Genomic DNA, 18,864 nt, shown 5'->3' on the forward strand with positions numbered 1-18,864 from the left:
CTCTCAGGCGGCGCTGCTGCGCGGGATGCGGTGCGGACACGTCGTGTCGTGATCCGTGCCGCAACTCGTCCACCAGCGTTCGCAGCACGCGCCGTCCAGCTCGGCGCGCACGACGTCCTCGTGCGCGCCGGCCGCGACGCCGTACGCGATGAAGGGCTCGTGGGGCATCTCCGATTCGCGGATGACCGCGATGAGCGGGACGAGGCTCGCGGCGGCGAAGAGGAACCCGGCCCACGCGGGGCCGTGCCGGAACTCGAGGGCCGTGGTCCAGGCGAGGCCGGCGCTCGTGGTGACGTAGAGCGCGTAGAGCAGGCGCCGGGGGCAGTTCATGGGCGTACACCGTTCGTACAGTCGGCTGTGCGTACTTGAGCCCCCTGTTCAACTGTCCGCGGCCCGGAGGGAAGCGGGTGGGCGCGGTACCCGCCGGAACGTCACTCCTGTGGGTTGCGCACCGGCGGGAATCGAGCGCGAGTCGGGCACCGGGCGACAGGATTCCGTCAATCGCGGGCCGGAGAGCGAAGAGCGGGACTGGTCTTCCCTTGCCTGGGCACACGCATGCGATAAGTGAAGAGAGGGGCTCTCCGTGCTGGTTCCGGACCCGAAAGCCGTCAGAAAGCTGCTCACGCGGTACGCGTCCCTGCGGATCGCCTACGCGGAGCGTGGCAGGCCGGAAACGGCAAGGGAGTTGGAGGACGTCAGCTACACGCTGTGCGTCATGATGGGCACCACCGACGTCTACGACGCGGTCGCCAAGGCGGACGCCCTGCTCATGGCCGGCACCGCCGCCGCCGGTTCAGGCACGCGCGACCGGGGCCCCCGTCCTCCCGTGGAACGCCGAACGGTAGGCCTGCGGACTGGTGCCGACCACCCGGCGGAACCGCTCGCGGAAAGCGGTCGGTGAGCCGAACCCGGTCTGCCGCGCGATGCGTTCGACCGGATGATCGCTGTTCTCCAGCAGGTACTGGGCGCGCCGCACCCGCGCCCGCAACAGCCACTGCAACGGTGTGCTGCCGGTCTGCTCACGGAACCGGCGGCTGAAGGTGCGCTCGCTCATCCCGGAACGGGACGCCATCGCCGCCAGGGTGAGTTCCTCGGCCAGATGGTCCTCGATCCACTCCAGCAGGGGTTCGAGGGTCGAGCCGCGCGGCACCGGCGGATGGTCGTGGACGATGAACTGGGCCTGTCCGCCCTCGCGTTCGAGCGGCATGACGGACATCCGGGCGGCGTCGGCGGCGACCGCGGAGCCGAGGTCGCGCCGGATCATGTGCAGACACATGTCGAGCCCCGCGGCGGCCCCGGCCGAGGTCAGGATCCGGCCGTTGTCGACGTAGAGGACGTCCGGCTCGACCCGGACCTCGGGAAAGCGCCGGGCCAGTTCCTGGGCGGCCACCCAGTGCGTGGTCGCGCGCAGTCCGTCCAGCAGCCCCGCCTCGGCCAGCACGAAGGCACCCGTGCACACCGAGGCGATCCGGGTGCCCGCCTGCGCCACCCGCCGCAGTGCGTCCAGGACGGGCGCCGGTGTCGGTCCGGCCGCCGGGGAGCAGCCCGGCACGATCACCGTGTCCGCGTCCGCCAGCGCCTCCAGGCCGCGCTCGACGCGCAGCGAGAAACCGCCGTCGGCCCGGACCTCGGGGGACTCGGCGCACAGCCGGATCCGGTAGGGCCGGCGGCCGTCCGGCAGCCGCGTCCAGTCGAAGACCTGCATGGGTGCCGCCATGTCGAACGGCACCACCTGGTCGAGAGCGAGGATCGCCACGGTGTGCATGAACGCCACGATAGGCAGGTTCCCGCCACCCGGTCCAAGCCGCATGAAGAAGCCGCATGACGAAGACGGATCGGACAAGGATTCGCTGCTGAAGCAGTTGGCGGGAATCTGTCGGATCCTGTCGTTCCAGCCACTGTGCGCCCGGCGAAAGGATCTTTAGCGTGGCCGTCGACCCGTCCCGCCGACCGCCCCTGGACACCTCCCGATGACCAAGTTCCTGCTGTCCCTCCATGTCCTGGCCGCCATCGTCGCCATCGGCCCCGTCACCGTCGCGGCCAGCATGTTCCCGCCGGCCGCGCGCCGCGCCGGCACCCCCGAGGGCGGCCAGGCCACCGTTGCCCTGCTGCACCGCGTCTGCCGCTTCTACGCCCGCCTCGGTCTGGCGGTGCCCCTGCTCGGCTTCGCCACCGCCGCCGCGATGGGCATCCTGGGCGACGGCTGGCTGATCATCTCCATCACCCTGACCGCCGTGGCCGCCGGGATCCTCGTCGCCTTCGTGCTGCCCCGCCAGGAGGAGCTGCTGGAACAGGTGGGCGAGGGGCAGTCGGTCGACCGGTCCGGCACGGTTCAACTCGCCATGCTCACCGGCATCTTCAACCTGCTGTGGGCCACCGTCACCGTCCTCATGATCGTCCGCCCCGGTTCCACGACGGGAGCCTGAGTCAAGCCGAACGGGCGAATTCACCCCGCAGGGTGCAGGGGCGCCTAGACTCGGCAGCTGCGCCCATACATATGGGCCATGACACGAAAGGCACGTTGACGGGTGTTCCAGGATTCCCCCATCTATGACCGACTCATCGCGGAGCGCGGCGACGTACCCACTCAGGTTCGCAGGGAGGCCGAGCGAGTCAGCAGGGAACTGGAGTTCGTCATGCAGCCCCTGATGTCCATGGGCCGTTCCCACCTGGGGGAGCTGCCGACCACCCCGGCCCCGCAGTGGCAGCGCAACGCCCTCATGCCCGGCCCCGGACAGCTGTGACACCGTGAAACCCTGTTGAGCCGCGGCCGGGCATCGAGCAGGGTCCGGGGCATGGAGTTCTTCTGCTACCACCGTGACCGGCCCGGCTCCCTCCCGCTGCGGGAGGAGCTGCTGGAAGAGCACTGGTCCTACATGGACCGGTACGCCAAGGAGCTGATCGCCCGCGGCCCGACCTTCGGCGCCGACGGGGAGACGCCCACCGGCAGTGTGCACATCGTGGATCTGCCGGACCCCGCCGCCGCCCGCGCGTTCGCCTTCGACGAGCCCGGATACCAGGCCGGCGCGTACCGGGACGTGCTGCTGCGCCGGTGGCGCAATCTGCTGGGCCGCACCATGTGGGACTTCCCCGGCGGCCGCACCGGCGACGACCGGTACCTGGTGCTCGGCCTCGGCACCGCCGGTCAGGCCGCCGACCTCGACGTACCGCCCGACCGGGACGAACTCGTCGCGTACGGGCCGCTGTTGTCCGACGACGGCGAGACCTGGCTGGGGACCGCGGTACTGCTCCGGGCCCCGGACCCGGACACGGCACGCGCCGTCCTGACCGCGGACCGGTACGCGGACATCGAGGTCCACGACTGGGAGTTCGGCGGACGCCGATAGAGCCGACAGGCCAGGACGCTCAAGTCGCCGCGGTGTCCCTGCCGTTGGCGTGCGCCTCGGCGCCCGGCTCGGGGCGGGCCAGCCACTCGGCGATGCTGCGGGCGATCGGCTGACCCGTCTCCACCTCGACGAAGCCGAACTGTCCCGACTGGTTGCACTCCAGGAACCACCAGGTCCCGTCGGCGTCCTCGGCGAAGTCGAAGGCACCGTAGGCCAGTTCGGCGTCCCGCATATAGGCGCGCACCGCGTCCGCGACCCGGGGCGGCACATCGGTGGCGCGCCACGGGGAGGCGGGGGAGGCGAACCGGACGTCCACCTCGTCGTCCGCCGCGGTCACCTTGCGGGCGGCCAGCATCCGCTCGCCCACCACGGTGAGCCGTATGTCCGCCCGTTTGGCGACCCGCCGCTGGAGCAGCGTGGGTCCGAAGGCGACGGCGGCGAAGTCCGTGTCAGGGGCCACCCGGCTGGTCGGCACCGCCCGGGGCGGGTCCTGCGGATGCGCCCCGGAGACCGGCTTGACCACCAGGTCCGGATAGCGCGCGGAGAACTCCCGGGCGGCCTGCGGGAAGGTCGTGATCAGGGTGGCCGGCACGGGCAGTCCACTGCGCTGGGCGTGCCGCAGCTGCCAGGGCTTGTGCCGGGCCCGGCGGGCCGCGTCGGGGTGGTTCATCCAGCGCGCCCCCGAGCTGCGGAGCATCCCGTACAGCGCCTGGGACGACTCCTCGGTCAGCCAGCCCGAGGGCTGGGCCGCCCGGGTCGCCGCGGTGCCGGGGCGGCGCACCCAGACGGACCGCAGCCCGCCGATGCTCACCAGCCGTCCCCCCGACGACAGATGGCCGCGGAACGCCCCGTGCACGTACTCGCCCGACAGCGCCGCGCCCTCGGTCAGGTCGGCGGGGTCGAGGCGGACCACCGGAACCCCCGTGGCGTGCAGATGGACCACCACCATGTCGGCGGTGACATCCGCTTCACAGGTCAGGATCAACACGGTCATGTGTGGCCGCCCGTGTTCAGTCGTCGAAGTGCGTCTTCGACCCCGCGGTGGAGGTCGTGGTCCCGAGCTCTCTCAGCAGTGCCCGGTCATGGGCGGCGATCCGCCCGTCCGAGAGCACGTTCAACTGCAGCCCGGTGTCGTAGACATACGGAGCCATGACCTCCGACTCCGCTGCCGGACGTGCGTAGTTGAGCGCGAACGGTTGCATCGTCTCTCCCTCGTGAATCCTGCGCCGATCCAGCGATGGTCACCTTGCGCCGTCGCCCGGGCCGCCGACTTCCGTCGGCTTCCTGAGACTTATACGAATCGAACGGGTGATTGGTTTCCTTACGCTGCGTAGTCATAGGCGGTTGATAGTCCGGCCGACGGACCGGACAACGGAGGAGACGTGGGTGAACTCAGACAGGTTCACTGCGTGAATGTCTGCGCATGGTGCGCAAGGCCAGGAGCAGGACCCCGATGTCGTCGAGGTACACGGGATCGGGCACCAGGTCCGCCGGCAGGAAGAAGTACGCCAGCGCACCCCAGAAGACCCAGCGCGGACCGGTCGGAAGCCCGGCCCGCTCCAGACCGCGCCGGGCCCGCACCAGCCGTACGAACACCGCGACCGCGACGGCCAGGACGGCCGCCGCGAGGAGCGCGGCGACGGCGATCCATCGGGTGGTGATGTCCAACGGCCCTCCTCCGTACGGGACGCCGCGAGGTTCCGGGGCGCCGTGAAGTGCGCACGCATACTCGGATTCCCCCTCGGGGCGCCGGTATTGCCCCCGGAGGTCAAACGGGTGCACTCGAACACCAGTGGGAGTGCTGGGGTGTGGGCGCCGGGCGGCAGTCATACGCGTGGCGCATCCGAGTGGCACGGCCCGGCACCGGCACCTAGTAATGGTCACCGTAACGTCGCGTGGCGCGTCGGGGCGCGCGGCAGCGGCCGTATCCACTCCCTTGGAGACCTGAGCATGAGCACTCGCTCGTCAACCCCGCAGTCGAACGACCCCGCCATACCCGCCACGGAGAACACCGGCTCCCTGAGCCCGCTGCCCGTCGTCGAAGGCGCGAGCGGACCGGCGGCGTACGGCGACCCGGTCGACGGCCTGGTGCGCGCCGCCGTGGCCGACCGGCCGCTGGAAGAGGTGGCCCAGCTCATCACGCTGCTCGAACAGTCCCCGCTCTACGCGCGGGCCACGGTCGACGCGCTCCGCGCGGTCGGCGTGAACCGTTCCGTGGACGACGTGACCAGGCTGGTCGTGCTGCTCACCCGCCCGCCCCGGGACGCGGCGAGCGCCGACGAGGCGATCCGCGCCGCCGCCGAGTCCCGCCCGGTCGAGGACGTGACCCGGCTGATGGCCCTCCTCCAGCAGGCACCGCTCCAGCCCCACTGCGGGCAGGAGGCGGTCAGGGCGGCCGCCACCGGCCGGCCCGTCGAGGAACTCGTGGACCTCATCGGACGCCTGGCCGAGGAACGCCGGGGAACACACCCGCCCCAGGCCGCCGAACCGGCCACCCCGGTCGACGACGTCGATCCGGCACCGGTCCCCGCCGGGCTCACCGGCCCGGTGCGCCCGCGCTCCAGGACGGCCCCCGCCTGGCCCGGCCGGCTCACCGCCCTGGCCCTGCTGATCTGTGCCGTCGCCCACTTTCCGGTGCACCAGGACGGCGTGTCCGTGCGCCGCTACGGCCTCGTCCTCGGCCTGAGCGCCCTGTGCCTGCTGCTCGGCCTGCTGGTGGCCGCACGCCCCGCGCTCCCGGTGCTGGCCGGCGCGGTCCTGCTCCCGGCGGCCCTGGCCGCGTCCCAGCTGTACGCGAGCCGCTTCGCCTCGGGCAGACTCGCCGGGGCCCTCGACCTCACCCTGGCACCGGCCTGGCTCGCGGGCCTCGCCGCCGTGTGCGCGGCCCTGGCGGCACTGACCGCGCTGGTCGTCCGCCTGGCCTCGCACACACCGAGGCGAAGCGCGGCGGACCGCCTGCTGGCCGAGTAGGGCCTTCCGCGGGCGCCGCGGTCAACTCCCGTGGTACGACGGTGGCGAGGCCGCCGTCATGACCGCGCCGCCCGCTTGGGCCGACGCCGACGCCCCGCACGCGCGCGTGCCCTCGCTGCTCAACCGCCCCCTTCTCGTGGGGCCTTGCGGGGCTTGAAGCGTTCGAGGGTCCGGGTGAGCTGCTGCAACGGTGAGCCGGGCGGTTCGGCGGGCGGCTCGGCGGGCTCGAGGCCGCCCGCCTCGCGGTAGGCGGCCAGCGCCTCGTTGGCGCGCTCGGCGGCCTCGCGGTAGAGGTCACGGGACTTCGTCATCGCGTCGAGCGCCTCGGCGTACATCGTGACCAGCTCGCGCTGACGGGCCAGTTCCTCTTCGAGCGTCGTCAGCCGCCACCGCTCGCGCAGCGCGGTGACCGCCTCCTCGGCACCTTCCGGGAAGGGCCGCGGCAGCGCGGTGAAGCGGGTCACGGCGTCGATCAGCTCCGTCGGCTCCGAGCCGTCCAGGAAGACACTGCGTACGGAGAACTCGTCGGCGTCGTGGTCGAAGGGGAGCGGGGGCAGGACGACGGCGCCGCCGCGCGGGACCTGCACGCCGAACTCCTTGAGCGCCCAGTTGACGGCCCGCAGCTGGTGCGGCGCCGCCCGGTGCTCCACCACGCGGTGGCGCAGGCTCGACGGCAGATGCCCGGTGAGCGGGCGGAGGCCGCGGTCGTCCGGGGTCATGGCCTCGTGGACGACGATGTGCACGGCCCAGGAACCGCGCACACAGTCCCGCAGCAGGCGCCGCAGCTCCTTGTCGTCCTCGGGCAGCCGGTTGGCCTCCCGGAACCGCAGCCCCGCGACGGTGTCGTGGTCCCAGTCCGCGTCCGGGCCGAGCGGCCAGAACATGCCGACGGGGGACGGCCATCGGGGCCGCCAGGGCTGTTCCGCCTCCGCCGCCAGGACCCACTCGTCGCCGGGACCGAGGGTGAGCCGGGCCCGTACGGTCACCTCGCCGTCGACCCGCCAGCGGGCCTCGAAGGCCCGCTCCTCCTTGAGCTCGTGGAAGTCGTCGACGACCGCGCCGTCCTTGAGCTGCCGCAGGTTGACGCGCAGGACCTCGGCGGCGGCGGAACCGACGTGGCGGCCGCGGGCGGGCCACACGGTGAGGGGCAGGGGCGCGGGGGAGATCTGCATGAGTCCATCTGTGGGGCGGGGGATCGTGCACCCACCAGTATCGTCACCGCAGGTAGGCCCGGTTCACGCGGGGGTGTCCCGAGCGGTGCCGCGCGCGCCCGCGCACTCGGGGTGTGCGCGACGCACCTCGGGTGGTCGCCGTTCACCCATGTCCCCGGCGGGGCGCGACCAGCACAATGTCTCGGACGAACAGGGCCCGCCCGTCATCCGCTTAGGGGCGGGTCCTGTTCACCGGCGCGTCGCGGGCTGCGCGAGGACGGCGAAGGCCTCGTCCAGCAGGGCGACCAGATCGAGCCGGCCCTCGGAGGCCGTCCAGTGGTCGAGGGCGACGCCCAGGCAGTCGATCGCGGCGGCCGCCCGCACCGTCTGGGCCAGCGTCGGCGGCCCCTCGGTACCCGACCGCTCGGCCAGCGCCTCCGCCAGGGCGGGACGCCAGCTGTGCTGCTTCTCCAGGTGGCGGGCGCACAGCGCGGGCGTTTCCCGGACGAGCCGGGTCGTCGCCAGCGAGCCCTCCGGATCCTCGTGGTACCGCTCGATGACGGTGTCCATCGCGCCCCGCAGCGCCGTCCACTCGTCCTCGTCCGCGGGACGGGCGCGCAGCGCGTCGGCGACCCGGCGGTCGTGCCCCTCGAAGGCGCCGAGCACGGCGTCCTCCTTGGTGCCGAAGTAGCGCAGGAAGGTGCTGCGCGAGACCCCGGCCGCCGCCGCCAGGTCGTCGAGGGTGACCTTGTCGAACCCCTCGCGACGGAACAACTCGAAGGCCACCTGGGCCAGTTCGGCCCGTACGGCGGCCCGGGCGATGTCTCTGGTGTTCGTACGCACTGCTCCGCTCACCTCACGATCGTACCGTCTCCGCGACTCTCACTTGCAAGAGTGGATCTCAGTGGCTAGCGTGACACTCAGTTCCACATTGGATATGGAGAACCATGGAGACCTCGTGCCCCACACCCTCGGACTGATAGGCGGCGGCATGATCGGCGGGGCCGTCGCGCGCCTCGCCGTGGCCGCCGGGATGGACGTCGTGCTGAGCAACTCGCGCGGTCCGGAGACGCTCGCGGACCTGGTCGCCGAACTCGGCGGGCGCGCCCGCGCGGCGACCCCCGCCGAGGCGGCCGACGCCGCCGACCTGGTGGTGGCCGCCGTACCGCTGAAGGCCTACGAGCAGCTGTCCGCCACCGAACTCGCCGGCCGGACCGTGATCGACGCGATGGTCCATCACCCGCAGCGCGACGGAAGCATCCCCGCGATCGACTCGGGCGAGCTGACCTCCAGTTCGCTGGTGCAGCGGCATCTCGCCGACTCCCGGGTGGTGAAGACCTTCGCCACCATCGACTTCCACCACCTGGTCGCCCTCGCCCGCCCCGCCGGCGCCCCCGACCGCAGCGCCCTGCCCGTCGCGGGCGACCACGCCGGGGCCAAGGCCGAGGTGGTCGCGTTCCTCGACGCGCTCGGCTACGACGCGGTGGACATCGGCGGCCTCGCCGACAGCGGCGCCCTCGGGCCCGGCAGCCCCGCCTACGTCCAGCCGTACATGGGGGAGCGCCCCGAGGGGCTCAGCCAGGAAGAAGCCCGGCGCTGGTTCTTCGCCAGCCCGGGGGTGCCGGTCCCGGCCGCCCGCGTGAAGGAACTCGTCGAGGCCGGGAGGGCCACCGCATGAGCACGATGATCGACATCCCCACCCCGGACGGCACCGCCGACGCCTACCTGGCCCACCCCGACGACGGTGCCCCGCACCCCGCCGTCCTGCTCTACATGGACGCCTTCGGACTGCGCCCGCACCTCAAGGGCATGGCGGACCGGCTCGCCGCGGCCGGCTACACCGTCCTCGTGCCCAACGTCTTCTACCGCTCCGGCCGGGCGCCGGTGGTGGAGCTGCCCGACTTCATCAACCCGGCCGAGCGCCCCGAGATCATCGCGAGCCTCCGCCCGGCCGCGCTGAGTCTCACCCCCGAACGGGCCATGAGCGACGCCGCCGTCTATCTCGACTGGCTCGCCGCGTCCCCGCTCACCACCGACGGCAAGGTGGGCGTCACCGGCTACTGCATGGGCGCCGGACTCGCCCTGCGCACCGCGGGCACCCACCCCGACCGGGTCGCCGCCGCGGCGGGCTTCCACGGAGCGTTCCTCGCCACCGACGCCCCGGACAGCCCCCACCTGCTCGCCGAGCGCATCACCGCCGAGCTCTACTTCGGCCACGCCGACCAGGACACCACCAACCCCGCCGACCAGATCGCCCGCCTCGACAAGACCCTCACCGCGGCGGGGGTGCGCCATCGCGCCGAGGTCTACGCCGGCGCCCACCACGGCTTCACCCAGGCCGACACGGCGATGTACGGCGCCGAGGCGACGGAACGGCATTGGGCGGCACTGCTGGAGCTGCTGGGCCGCGCGCTCTGAACCCGATCGGGCCAAGGTGCGCGTCGCGCTCTCGATATATATCGGAAGCCGATATATTCTGGTGCCATGGCATCGAGGAACATGACACAGGCGGCGTTCTTCGTCCTGACCGCCTTGGCCGACGAACCGCGGCACGGTTACGGCATCCTGCGGGAGGTCGAGGAACTGTCCGACAGTGCGGTGCAGATGCGGGTCGGCACCCTCTACGGCGTGCTCGACCGGCTCACCGCCGACGGGCTCATCGTCCTGGACCGGGAAGAGGTGCAGCAGGGCCGCCTCAGGCGCTACTACCGCCTCACCGACGAGGGGATGCGGGCCCTCGACGCCGAGGCGGAGCGGATGGCGGCCGGCGCCAGCGCCGCCAAGCGGCGGATGGCCGAGGGCCGCAAGGCCACCGGCGCCCCGCCCGTCACCGGACCCGGACTCGCGGGAGGCCTCGCATGACGACCCTGCTCGAAGCGCGCTACCGCACGGTGCTGCGGATGCTCCCCGCCTACTACCGCAGGGCCCGCGAGGAGGAGATGGTCGAGGTCTACCTCTGGGACGTCGACCAGGAGACCCAGGACCAGAGCAGGCCCACCCTCGGCGAGGTGGCGAGCGTCGCCGCCCTCGCCGTCCGCAGCAGACTGGCCGCCGCCGGGGCGCCCCGGCGCTACGCCCTGCTCGGTTCGGCCGTCCGGCACTTCGCGCTGTACGCCGTACTGCTCCAGGCGGCCGCCATCGTCTCCGACGAGGTGCTGCGGGTGACGTGGTCGGCCACCCGCGGGGCACACGAGTGGGACATCTTCCTGACCGGCTTCACCGGCAGCGGTCCGCTGCCGACCGTCGTCGCGATCGCCGGATGGGTGCTGCCGCTGCTGTGGACGGTCGGGTTCTTCGCCCTCCTCCACGACCGCAGGCGCCTCGCCCGCGTGGCCGTGGTGCTGGCCGCGCTGCCCTCGCTGTGGCCGCTGATCGAGCCGCTGGTGACCGACTGGCCGATGTCGGCCCCGTACTTCGTCACCGCCAACGCCCTGTTCGCCTGGCTGCCGGCCCTCGCCGTGTGCGCCGCCTACCACCGCGACGCCCCGCCGGCCGCCCTGCCCTTCGGCACTCCCGGCCTCGCCTTCCTGGCCTGCTGCGTCGTCACGGGCGGTTCCGTCGCGCTCCTCCCCGCCATGGCCGACATCGCCTGGGCGCCCGCGACCTGCTTCGTCCTCGCCGTCGCCGGCTGGCTGCTGCTGCGCGCCCGCCACGCCGAACCCGGTGCCGGCGAGGGTGCCCTGGCACTGGCGGTACTGGGCCTACTGATCCTCGCCGTCCGAACGGCGTCCCTGCTCCTGTGGCGCGGCCTCCCCCTGCCCACCGTCTTCCTTGCCGGCGCCCTCGCCCAGGCGGCCGCGCTCGCCCTGCTGGTCGTGGTCCTGGGGGCGGTGGCCAGGCGCGACCTGACCCCTCGGTGACGAGGCCGCGCCGCGCGCTCAGCTGTGGAACTTGATGTAGCCGTTGCGGTCCGGGTCCGACCCGCTCTTCGTGTAGGAGTGCACGTCGGCCCGGCTGCCGGACGGCTTGAAGAGGTAGATCGTGTCCTTGTCGTTGTTCCAGATGAAGTTGCAGTTGTCGCGGTACACGACGTTCTTCGCGTCGGAGTCGCTGCCGTTGCCGCCGCGCAGCTTCACGTAGTCACCGGGCTGGAGGTAGTGGTTCGCGGTGAACTCGAACCAGTTCCCGACCGCGTCCTCGACCCAGTACCCCTTCAGATTCACGGTCTTGGTCGAGGAATAGTTCTTGATCGTCACGTACTCCTCGTCGGTGTTCCCGGTGGAACAGCTGTTGGAGTCGCTCCCGGGCGCGTCGTACTGGACCCCGCGGATCTTCAGCGCGGACGTGTACTCGGCGGCTTGCGCGGGCACGGCGGCCACCGCTATGAGCGTGCCGGCGGCCGCGGCCGTGGTGGCGGCGAGACGCATACGCATGACAAAGTCCCCCTTGTGAAGGTTCGGTGAAGAAGAACCTGGAGCGTATACAGCCTTGCTGTGCGGTAACGGCCGATTCCCCGAAATGGGGTCTCGGTCAGTGCGGGTACGCGCGGGGCGGTCGCTGGCGGGGCAGTTCGTCGCGGAAGCCGGCGATGGCGGAGCTGATCTGGCGCATCAGGGCGGTGTTCTCCAGGCGGTCGAGGTAGAGGTTGCGGCGGGCGAGGGCGGGGGCGTCCACGCAGAAGTACAGGGACATCAGCGGGTTGATGAACAGCTCGCTGTTCCGGGTCCGTTCGGTGAAGCGGACGTCGCCGAAGTCGCCCCGGACGGCGGCGGCGATGGAGCCGTTGACGATGCTCGGGTGGTCCGGGGTGGCCTCCCGGGCGTGTGCCACCGCGTCGAGGTAGAGCGCGCCCTCGCGGCTCTCGCGCGGCAGGGAGAAGGCGCCCAGGTAGGCGCCCTCGCGATCCAGCGCGGCGAGGTTCTCCAGGACCAGGGCGTGGTTGACGCCGTGGTAGGAGTCGACCCCGAACCCCAGGCAGGCCACCAGACGTTGGGGTATCCCGTCGAGCCCGGCCACCGCGGCCAGACTGGCCATGTCCTCCTCCGGCGTGCCGAGCCCGTGCTCGTCGCCGCGCATCAGGATGTCGGTGCCGCCGTCCACCAGCACGACGGCGTCCACCGGGCCCAGATGGTCCAAGAGGGTCCGGTAGGCGGCGCGCAGCGGACGTACGCCGGAGCGGGGGAAGGCGTACACCGTCGAGGGCAGGCCCTGGCGGTCCAGCCACTGGGCGAGGGTCCGCTCGGGGAAGTAGTCGCCGCGCATGGTGATGTCCGGGCCGATCGCGGCGACGTCCCGGTCCAGCCAGACGTCCGGGTCGAGGCCGTACAGATCCGCGAACGAGAGGTTCGCCAGATGCACTTCCTTGCCGGCCGCCCCCAGCGCGAGGGCCAGCGGCAGACCGGCGTAGACGTCGAAACCGCCGCCCGCGCCGGCGACGAGCACCCGCCGGGCGGAGCGCAGACGGGTGAAGAAGGGAGGCTCTTGAAGGGTGAACACCGCAGGACGCTAACAGGCGATCTTCGGACGGCGGTCGGGCGCAGGTACTTGTGGGAGCGCTCCCAACTGTGCAGGATGCTGCGGTGACTTCGTCAGCCGTGATCCGCCCGTACCGTCCCGAGGACCGAGCCGCCCTCGACGACATCTGCGTCCGCACCGCGCACAACGGCCTGGACAGCCGCCCCGTCTACACCGACCCGTCCATCCTGCCGGTGATCTTCGCGGCTCCGTACGCCGAGCTGGAGCCGGAACTCGCCTTCGTGCTGGACGACGGACGAGGGGAGGCGGTCGGGTACATCCTCGGGACCGCCGACACCCCTCGGTTCGCCGAGGACTTCCGTGCCAAGTGGCTGCCGCTGGTCGCCGGGCGCTACCCCGAGCCCAGCGGCCCGCCGAGCACCCCGGACGAGGCGATGATCCCCCTGCTGCACCACCCCGAGCGGATGGTCGTGCCCGAACTCGCCGCGTACCCCGCCCACTTGCACATCGACCTGCTGCCCGCGTGGCAAGGGCGCGGGTACGGGCGGGAGTTGATGCGGACGTTCCTCGGGGCGCTGGGGGAACGCGGGGTGCCGGCCGTGCATCTGGTGATGGCGACGGCCAACATCCCTGCCCGCGCCTTCTACGACCGGCTCGGCTTCCACGAGATCGACGTGCCGGATCTCGGTGGTCCCGTCGCCTGTCTCGGGCGTACGACCGGGGAGCTCGACCGCCTGTAGTGCCGTACGCGCGCGTGAAGGGGCCGGGGGATGAGCCCCGGCCCCGTCACGGCGTACACCGCGAACTCGCTTACGCGCCGCTCGCCTTGAGCATGTCCTCACGCTCCACGATCTTCACGCGCTCGCGGCCCTGCGGCTCGCCCAGCGCCTGCTCGGCGGCGTCCAGCTTGTACCAGCCCTCCCAGGTGGTGAAGCGGAGCGCGCGCTCGGCGAGGAAGGCCTCGACCGCCTCCGGCTCGGGGGAGGCCGGCGTCTGGAGGCGGCCGCCCGCGAAGTCGTCCAGCAGGTTCGCGACCGTCTCGTTGGCGTCGCCCTTGGTGTGCCCGATGAGGCCGACCGGTCCGCGGCGGATCCAGCCGGTGACGTACACCGACTGGAGGTGCTCGCCGCTCTCCTCGATGACGCGGCCGCCCTCGTCCGGGACGGTGCCCGAGCCGATGTCCCAGGGCAGCTTGGGGAGCTTGTCGGAGAGGTAACCGACCGCGCGGTAGACGGCGTTGACGTCCCAGTCGGTGAACTGGCCGGTGCCCTTGACGTTGCCGGTGCCGTCCAGCTCGGTCCGCTCGGTGCGCAGGCCGACGACCTTGCCGTCCTCGCCGAGGATCTCGACCGGCGACTCGAAGAAGTGCAGGAACAGCTTGTGCGGCCGGTCGCCGATGTCGCGGATGGCCCAGTTCTCCAGGGTCTTGGCGACCATGTCGACCTGCTTGTTGCCCCGCCGCTCGGCGATCGAGCCCTCGTCGTAGTCGATGTCCTCGGGGTTGACGATGACCTCGATGTTGGGCGAGTGGTCCAGCTCGCGCAGCTCCATCGGGGAGAACTTCGCCTGCGCCGGGCCGCGGCGGCCGAACACATGGACCTCGACGGCCTTGTTGGCCTTCAGTCCCTCGTAGACGTTCGGCGGGATCTCCGTCGGCAGCAGCTCGTCCGCCGTCTTCGCGAGGATGCGGGAGATATCGAGCGCCACGTTGCCCACGCCCAGGACGGCGACCTTCTCGGCCTCCAGCGGCCAGGTGCGCGGGACGTCCGGGTGGCCGTCGTACCAGGAGGCGAAGTCGGCGGCGCCGTAGGAGCCGTCCAGCTCGACACCGGGGATCTTCAGCTCGCGGTCCGCCATGGCGCCGGTCGAGAAGATCACGCCGTCGTAGAAGGCGCGCAGGTCGTCGAGGTGGAGGTCGGTGCCGTAGTCGATGTTGCCGAAGAGGCGGACCTGCGGCTTGTCGAGGACCTGGTGGAGCGCCTTGACGATGCCCTTGATGCGGGGGTGGTCGGGAGCGACGCCGTACCGGATCAGCCCGAACGGGGCGGGCATCCGCTCGAAGATGTCGATGGACACACCGGGCTCGGTGGCCACGTCGGACTTGAGCAGTGCGTCGGCGGCGTAGATACCGGCGGGGCCGGCGCCGACGATTGCTACCCGCAGGGGGCGGGGCATGATCAGGTTCCCTTCGAGCGGCTACAAACGATCTCGACGGGAAGCCTAAGCTAAGGCAAGCCTAAGCTGGTACGCGGGTCCGATCTATGAGCTCATAAAGCTACGTTATGAGCGGACGCCCGGTGTGCGAGCACACTCTCACACCGGGCGCGAGCGCTTCGACCGCGTCAGCCGATGTGGTAGCTGTCGCCGTACACCTTCCAGTCCAGCGGCGGGTCGAGGTCGAGGTTGCCGGCGCGCAGGAAGACCCGCTGGGCCGTGTCGACGCGGCTGGTGTCGCTGTGCGCCTCCTCCTGCTTCATCGCCCAGACCCGCGCGTCCAGGAAGGCGTCGAGGTAGGCGACCTCGTCGCCGCCCTGGGCCGGCGGCCGGGCCCGGTTCAGGGCGCGCCCGCGGATGTTGCGGAAGCTGGTCGGATCGGTGCCGTCGCCGTGCATGACGATGGCGTCGTAGTAGGCGAACTGCCCGAGCGTGCGCAGCCCGTCGGCCTTGCCTCGGCGCACCGCCGGGTCGAAGTACACCCGGTCCCGCTCGTCGTTCTGCGCCTGCCGGAAGGCGGAGTCCTGCGCGGCCCGGCGCCAGTCCCGGGGGAAGTCCGGGTCGAGCCCGGCGTGCGAGTCCGTGCCGTCGACCTCGCGGAGCGCCGGCAGGTACCGGGCGAGGACGTTGCCGGGGCGGCGGTCGGCGTAGAGCTCGACCAGGTCGAGCATGTCGCCGGTGCCGGAGCAGAAACCGATGATCCCGGCGGTGTAGCCGCGGCCGTCGCCGATGTCCTCGATGTACTTGTACTGGGCCTTCCAGTCGAGCGAGGAGTTCTCCGCGCTCGACACCAGCTGCATGGCGATCTCCTTCTTCGCCGGGTCGTCGAGGCCGGTCGCCTTGGCGCAGACCGCGGCGGCCTCGGAGGTGAGCAGGGGGACGGTGAGGGTGGACGCGCCCATCAGGGCGAGCAGGGCGCGGCGGGACAGGTGCTTCACGGCGGCTCCAAGTGGAGGTGGGGGGTGGGGAGTTGGCCGTTCCTTGCACTGATAGGAAGGTTTACTATCAGATGCGAGGCACAGTGAACACCCGTCGCGTCAAAGGTTCGTACCTATCGACAAGCCGCGCGCTACGGCAGCGTCTGCTCCGCCCAGATGACCTTGCCCTCGGGCGTGTACCGGGTCCCCCAGCGCTCGGCGAGCTGCGCGACGAGGAACAGGCCCCGGCCGCCCTCGTCCGTCATCGCCGCGTACCGCAGATGCGGCGAGGTGCTGCTGCTGTCGAAGACCTCGCAGATCAGGGTGCGGTCGCGCAGCACCCGGACGCGGATGGGATCGCCGCCGTAGCGGATCGCGTTGGTCACCAGCTCGCTGAGGATCAGCTCGGTGGTGAACTCCAGTTCCTCCAGGCCCCATCGGGCCAGCTGCCGCGTGACGTCCGCCCGCACCCGCCCCACGGCCGCCGGCTCGGACGGCACGTCCCACTCGGCGACCTGGTCCGCGGCCAGGGCCCGCGTGCGCGCCACGATGAGGGCGATGTCGTCGCTCGCCCGGGACGTCAGCCGTGAGTCGAGCACGACCTGGCAGGTGTTCTCCGGCGAGTCACCGGCCCGCGCCAGCGCGGCCCGCAGCAGTTCCAGGCCTACGTCGATGTCCCGCTCCCGGTCCTCGACCAGGCCGTCCGTGTACAGCACCAGACGGCTGCCCTCGGCGAGTTCGAGGTCGGCGGTATCGAACGGCAGCCCGCCCAGACCCAGCGGGGGACCCGCGGGCACCTCGGGGAACTCCACGCTGCCGTCCGGGTGGATCAGCGCGGGCGGCGGATGTCCGGCGCGGGCCAGGGTGCAGCGCCGCGAGACCGGGTCGTACACGGCGTACAGACAGGTCGCGCCGGTGACCGGGGCGCTCTCGCCCTCCTGGGTCTCGTCCTGGTCGATGCGGCCGACCAACTCGTCCAGCAGGGCCAGCAGTTCATCGGGCGGGAGGTCGAGGGAGGAGAAGTTGTGGACCGCGGTGCGCAGCCGGCCCATCGTCGCCGCCGCGTGCAGGCCGTGGCCCACGACGTCGCCGACCACGAGCGCCACCCGGGCGCCGGACAGCGGCAGGACGTCGAACCAGTCCCCGCCCACCCCGGCCTGCGCGGGCAGATAGCGGTAGGCGATGTCCAGGGCGTTCTGCTCGGGCAGATTGCGCGGCAGCAGGCTGCGCTGGAGCGTCACCGCCATGGTGTGCTCGCGGGTGTAGCGGCGGGCGTTGTCGATGGACACCGCGGCCCGCGTCACCAGCTCCTCGGCCAGGGCGAGTTCGTCCGAGTCGAAGGGCTCGGGCTTCTGCGAGCGCCAGAAGTTGACCACACCGAGCACCAGGGCGCCCGCCCGCAGCGGCACGGCGATCAGCGAGTGGATGCCGAACTCCAGGACCTGCGCGGTGCGTTCGAGATCCTGGGCCCGCCACCCCGGGGCCTCGGCAAGGCGTGCTTCGAGGACCGCCTGGCCGGAACGGAGCGAGCGGGCCTGCGGGGAGGACGCGACGAGCCGCATCCGCTCGCCCACCGCGTACAGCGGCGCGTCCTTGCGGATCCCGCTGAACGCCGTACGGCGCAGATCGGCGGCCGTGTCCGGCTGTCCGCCGCTCAGCACGGCGTCGAACAGGTCCACGGTGACGAAGTCCGCGAACCGGGGCACGGCCAGCTCCGCCAGCTCCTCGGCGGTCCGCGTCACGTCCAGGCTCGTCCCGATGCCCACGCCGGCGTCGTACAGCATGTTCAGGCGCTCGCGGGCGGCCTCGGCGCGGCCGGACAGGGCCCGCAGTTCGGTGGAGTCGCGCAGGGTCGCCACGCTCCCGGCCGGGCCGCCCTCCAGCTCCGTGGCGCGCTGGTTGACGGCCAGCAGCCGGTCGCCGACCAGGTGCACCTCGTCGGTGGCGACCCGGCCGGAGGCCAGCAGCTCCGCGGTGTCGGTGGGCAGACCGAGGCCGAGGACATCGCGGCCCTCGGCGTCGGCGGGCAGGTGCAGCAGCCGCTGCGCCTCGTCGTTGGCGAGCAGCAGCCGGCCCTCGCCGCTCACGATGATCACGCCCTCGCGCACGGCGTGCAGGACGGCGTCGTGGTGCTCGTACATCCTGGTCATCTCGTGCGGGCCGAGACCGTGCGTCTGGCGCAGCAGCCGCCTGCCGACGAGCGCCGTGCCGCCCATGGCCAGGACGAGTCCGCCCGCCGCGGCGGCCAGCAGGAGCGGCATCTGCTCGTCCGCGGTGCCGCCGACATGCTCGGTCGTGATGCCCGCCGACACCGCGCCCACGACCTTCCCGTCGGGCGCCCTGATCGGTACGACGGCCTGGACGAGCCGGCCGATGGTCCCGTCGATCTCCTCCGTGACGACCTCTCCGCGCAGCGCGGGGGCGAGGTTGCCGACGAACTTCTTGCCGATGCGGTCCGGCTTGGGGTGGGTGTAGCGGATGCCGTCGGTGTTGAGGACCACGATGAAGTCCACGCCGGTCGCCTTGCGGGCCGCCTCCGCGCGCGGTTGCAGCACCGCGGTGGGATCGGGGGCGTCGAGCGCCTCTACGGTGCCGGGGGCGTTGGCGAAGGCCTCGGCGACGGCGACCGAGCGGTTGCGGGCCTCGGTCGTGCTGTCGTGCCGCACCTGGAGCACCAGTGCCACCACCGCGGCCACGACCAGCAGCAGCACGATCACGACCTGGGATACGAACACCTGTCCGGCGACGCTGCGCCCGCCCAGCGCCGACCGCACCTCGGCGACTCGCCCGCGCCGCGACCGGCCTGCGTCACGCTGCGAGAGTCGGGCCATGTGCCATGTCTACACTGCA

General features: G+C 72.0%; 22 protein-coding genes. 10 read left to right on the top strand and 12 right to left on the bottom strand.

Annotation, left to right across the window (positions count from 1 at the left end):
- Positions 1-3: 3 nt before the first annotated feature.
- Positions 4-330 carry a hypothetical protein gene (locus tag ABZ928_RS47205; RefSeq protein WP_361534228.1) on the bottom strand — a complete coding sequence of 109 codons (327 nt, stop codon included), beginning with the start codon at positions 328-330 and terminating at the stop codon, positions 4-6.
- Between the two features lie 253 nt (positions 331-583).
- Here ABZ928_RS47205 and ABZ928_RS47210 point away from each other — a divergent pair, with 253 nt between their 5' ends.
- Entirely contained in the window at positions 584-901 is a 318-nt protein-coding gene (locus ABZ928_RS47210) for a DUF5133 domain-containing protein (RefSeq protein WP_361534231.1), read from the top strand.
- Here ABZ928_RS47210 and ABZ928_RS47215 read toward each other — a convergent pair.
- On the bottom strand, positions 794-1,765 hold the full coding sequence (locus ABZ928_RS47215; RefSeq protein WP_361534234.1) for a helix-turn-helix domain-containing protein: 972 nt from the start codon (positions 1,763-1,765) through the stop codon (positions 794-796). The two genes, ABZ928_RS47210 and ABZ928_RS47215, sit on opposite strands and share 108 nt — an antisense overlap.
- Positions 1,766-1,970: 205 nt before the next feature.
- On the opposite strand from ABZ928_RS47215, the gene ABZ928_RS47220 reads away from it, so the two are divergent.
- The 3 genes from ABZ928_RS47220 (at position 1,971) to ABZ928_RS47230 (ending at position 3,347) form a co-directional block, all read left to right on the top strand.
- Positions 1,971-2,426: a DUF2269 family protein gene (locus ABZ928_RS47220; protein ID WP_361534237.1), complete on the top strand. Its 456-nt coding sequence runs from the start codon at positions 1,971-1,973 to the stop codon at positions 2,424-2,426.
- Positions 2,427-2,528: 102 nt separating this feature from the next.
- Positions 2,529-2,744 (top strand): hypothetical protein, encoded by a 216-nt coding sequence (locus tag ABZ928_RS47225; RefSeq protein ID WP_361534240.1) that lies wholly within the window; start codon positions 2,529-2,531, stop codon positions 2,742-2,744.
- A gap of 51 nt (positions 2,745-2,795) precedes the next feature.
- Positions 2,796-3,347, top strand: coding sequence for a YciI family protein (locus ABZ928_RS47230; protein ID WP_361534243.1), 552 nt, complete (start codon positions 2,796-2,798; stop codon positions 3,345-3,347).
- Positions 3,348-3,366: 19 nt separating this feature from the next.
- On the opposite strand, the gene tgmB is transcribed toward ABZ928_RS47230, so the two are convergent.
- From tgmB to ABZ928_RS47245, 3 genes are all read right to left on the bottom strand, one after another.
- On the bottom strand, positions 3,367-4,341 hold the full coding sequence (tgmB, locus tag ABZ928_RS47235) for an ATP-grasp ribosomal peptide maturase (protein ID WP_361534246.1): 975 nt from the start codon (positions 4,339-4,341) through the stop codon (positions 3,367-3,369).
- Positions 4,342-4,357: 16 nt separating this feature from the next.
- Positions 4,358-4,549 carry a putative ATP-grasp-modified RiPP gene (gene tgmA, locus ABZ928_RS47240; RefSeq protein ID WP_361534249.1) on the bottom strand — a complete coding sequence of 64 codons (192 nt, stop codon included), beginning with the start codon at positions 4,547-4,549 and terminating at the stop codon, positions 4,358-4,360.
- A 190-nt stretch (positions 4,550-4,739) separates the two neighbouring features.
- Positions 4,740-5,015 (bottom strand): YkvA family protein, encoded by a 276-nt coding sequence (locus tag ABZ928_RS47245; protein WP_361534252.1) that lies wholly within the window; start codon positions 5,013-5,015, stop codon positions 4,740-4,742.
- A 282-nt stretch (positions 5,016-5,297) separates the two neighbouring features.
- Here ABZ928_RS47245 and ABZ928_RS47250 point away from each other — a divergent pair, with 282 nt between their 5' ends.
- Positions 5,298-6,317 (top strand): hypothetical protein, encoded by a 1,020-nt coding sequence (locus ABZ928_RS47250; RefSeq protein ID WP_361534255.1) that lies wholly within the window; start codon positions 5,298-5,300, stop codon positions 6,315-6,317.
- A gap of 119 nt (positions 6,318-6,436) precedes the next feature.
- Here the strand turns inward: ABZ928_RS47250 and ABZ928_RS47255 are convergent, their stop codons facing one another.
- The gene (locus tag ABZ928_RS47255) at positions 6,437-7,489 is read right to left on the bottom strand and encodes a hypothetical protein (protein ID WP_361534258.1); all 1,053 of its coding nucleotides are present in this window, start codon (positions 7,487-7,489) and stop codon (positions 6,437-6,439) included.
- Positions 7,490-7,717: 228 nt separating this feature from the next.
- Positions 7,718-8,323 (bottom strand): TetR family transcriptional regulator, encoded by a 606-nt coding sequence (locus ABZ928_RS47260; protein WP_361534261.1) that lies wholly within the window; start codon positions 8,321-8,323, stop codon positions 7,718-7,720.
- A 103-nt stretch (positions 8,324-8,426) separates the two neighbouring features.
- On the opposite strand from ABZ928_RS47260, the gene ABZ928_RS47265 reads away from it, so the two are divergent.
- From ABZ928_RS47265 to ABZ928_RS47280, 4 genes are all read left to right on the top strand, one after another.
- Positions 8,427-9,146 (top strand): NAD(P)-binding domain-containing protein, encoded by a 720-nt coding sequence (locus ABZ928_RS47265; protein ID WP_361534264.1) that lies wholly within the window; start codon positions 8,427-8,429, stop codon positions 9,144-9,146.
- A complete protein-coding gene (locus ABZ928_RS47270) occupies positions 9,143-9,886 on the top strand; it encodes a dienelactone hydrolase family protein (RefSeq protein WP_361534267.1) in 744 nt (247 codons plus the stop codon). The genes ABZ928_RS47265 and ABZ928_RS47270 overlap by 4 nt, the downstream gene beginning before the upstream one ends.
- Positions 9,887-9,967: 81 nt before the next feature.
- Positions 9,968-10,330 carry a PadR family transcriptional regulator gene (locus ABZ928_RS47275; RefSeq protein WP_361534426.1) on the top strand — a complete coding sequence of 121 codons (363 nt, stop codon included), beginning with the start codon at positions 9,968-9,970 and terminating at the stop codon, positions 10,328-10,330.
- Positions 10,327-11,328, top strand: a complete 1,002-nt coding sequence (locus tag ABZ928_RS47280) for a hypothetical protein (protein WP_361534270.1) — start codon at positions 10,327-10,329, stop codon at positions 11,326-11,328. The genes ABZ928_RS47275 and ABZ928_RS47280 overlap by 4 nt, the downstream gene beginning before the upstream one ends.
- Positions 11,329-11,346: 18 nt before the next feature.
- Here ABZ928_RS47280 and ABZ928_RS47285 read toward each other — a convergent pair whose 3' ends face one another.
- Complete coding sequence (locus ABZ928_RS47285) at positions 11,347-11,841, bottom strand: lamin tail domain-containing protein (protein WP_361534273.1); 495 nt, start codon at positions 11,839-11,841, stop codon at positions 11,347-11,349.
- Between the two features lie 97 nt (positions 11,842-11,938).
- On the bottom strand, positions 11,939-12,904 hold the full coding sequence (locus ABZ928_RS47290) for a DUF1152 domain-containing protein (RefSeq protein ID WP_361534276.1): 966 nt from the start codon (positions 12,902-12,904) through the stop codon (positions 11,939-11,941).
- A gap of 83 nt (positions 12,905-12,987) precedes the next feature.
- Between ABZ928_RS47290 and ABZ928_RS47295 the strand changes: the two genes are divergently transcribed.
- Positions 12,988-13,623 carry a GNAT family N-acetyltransferase gene (locus tag ABZ928_RS47295; RefSeq protein WP_361534279.1) on the top strand — a complete coding sequence of 212 codons (636 nt, stop codon included), beginning with the start codon at positions 12,988-12,990 and terminating at the stop codon, positions 13,621-13,623.
- 70 nt (positions 13,624-13,693) lie between these two features.
- Here ABZ928_RS47295 and ABZ928_RS47300 read toward each other — a convergent pair whose 3' ends face one another.
- The 3 genes from ABZ928_RS47300 to ABZ928_RS47310 all read right to left on the bottom strand — a co-directional run bounded on the left by ABZ928_RS47300 (position 13,694) and on the right by ABZ928_RS47310 (position 18,845).
- Positions 13,694-15,058, bottom strand: coding sequence for an FAD-dependent oxidoreductase (locus ABZ928_RS47300; protein WP_361534282.1), 1,365 nt, complete (start codon positions 15,056-15,058; stop codon positions 13,694-13,696).
- A gap of 167 nt (positions 15,059-15,225) precedes the next feature.
- The gene (locus tag ABZ928_RS47305; RefSeq protein ID WP_361534429.1) at positions 15,226-15,999 is read right to left on the bottom strand and encodes a chitosanase; all 774 of its coding nucleotides are present in this window, start codon (positions 15,997-15,999) and stop codon (positions 15,226-15,228) included.
- A 167-nt stretch (positions 16,000-16,166) separates the two neighbouring features.
- On the bottom strand, positions 16,167-18,845 hold the full coding sequence (locus ABZ928_RS47310) for a SpoIIE family protein phosphatase (protein ID WP_361534285.1): 2,679 nt from the start codon (positions 18,843-18,845) through the stop codon (positions 16,167-16,169).
- Positions 18,846-18,864 lie beyond the last annotated feature (19 nt).

The organism is Streptomyces sp. NPDC046909 (assembly GCF_040644695.1).
GTDB lineage: Bacteria > Actinomycetota > Actinomycetes > Streptomycetales > Streptomycetaceae > Streptomyces.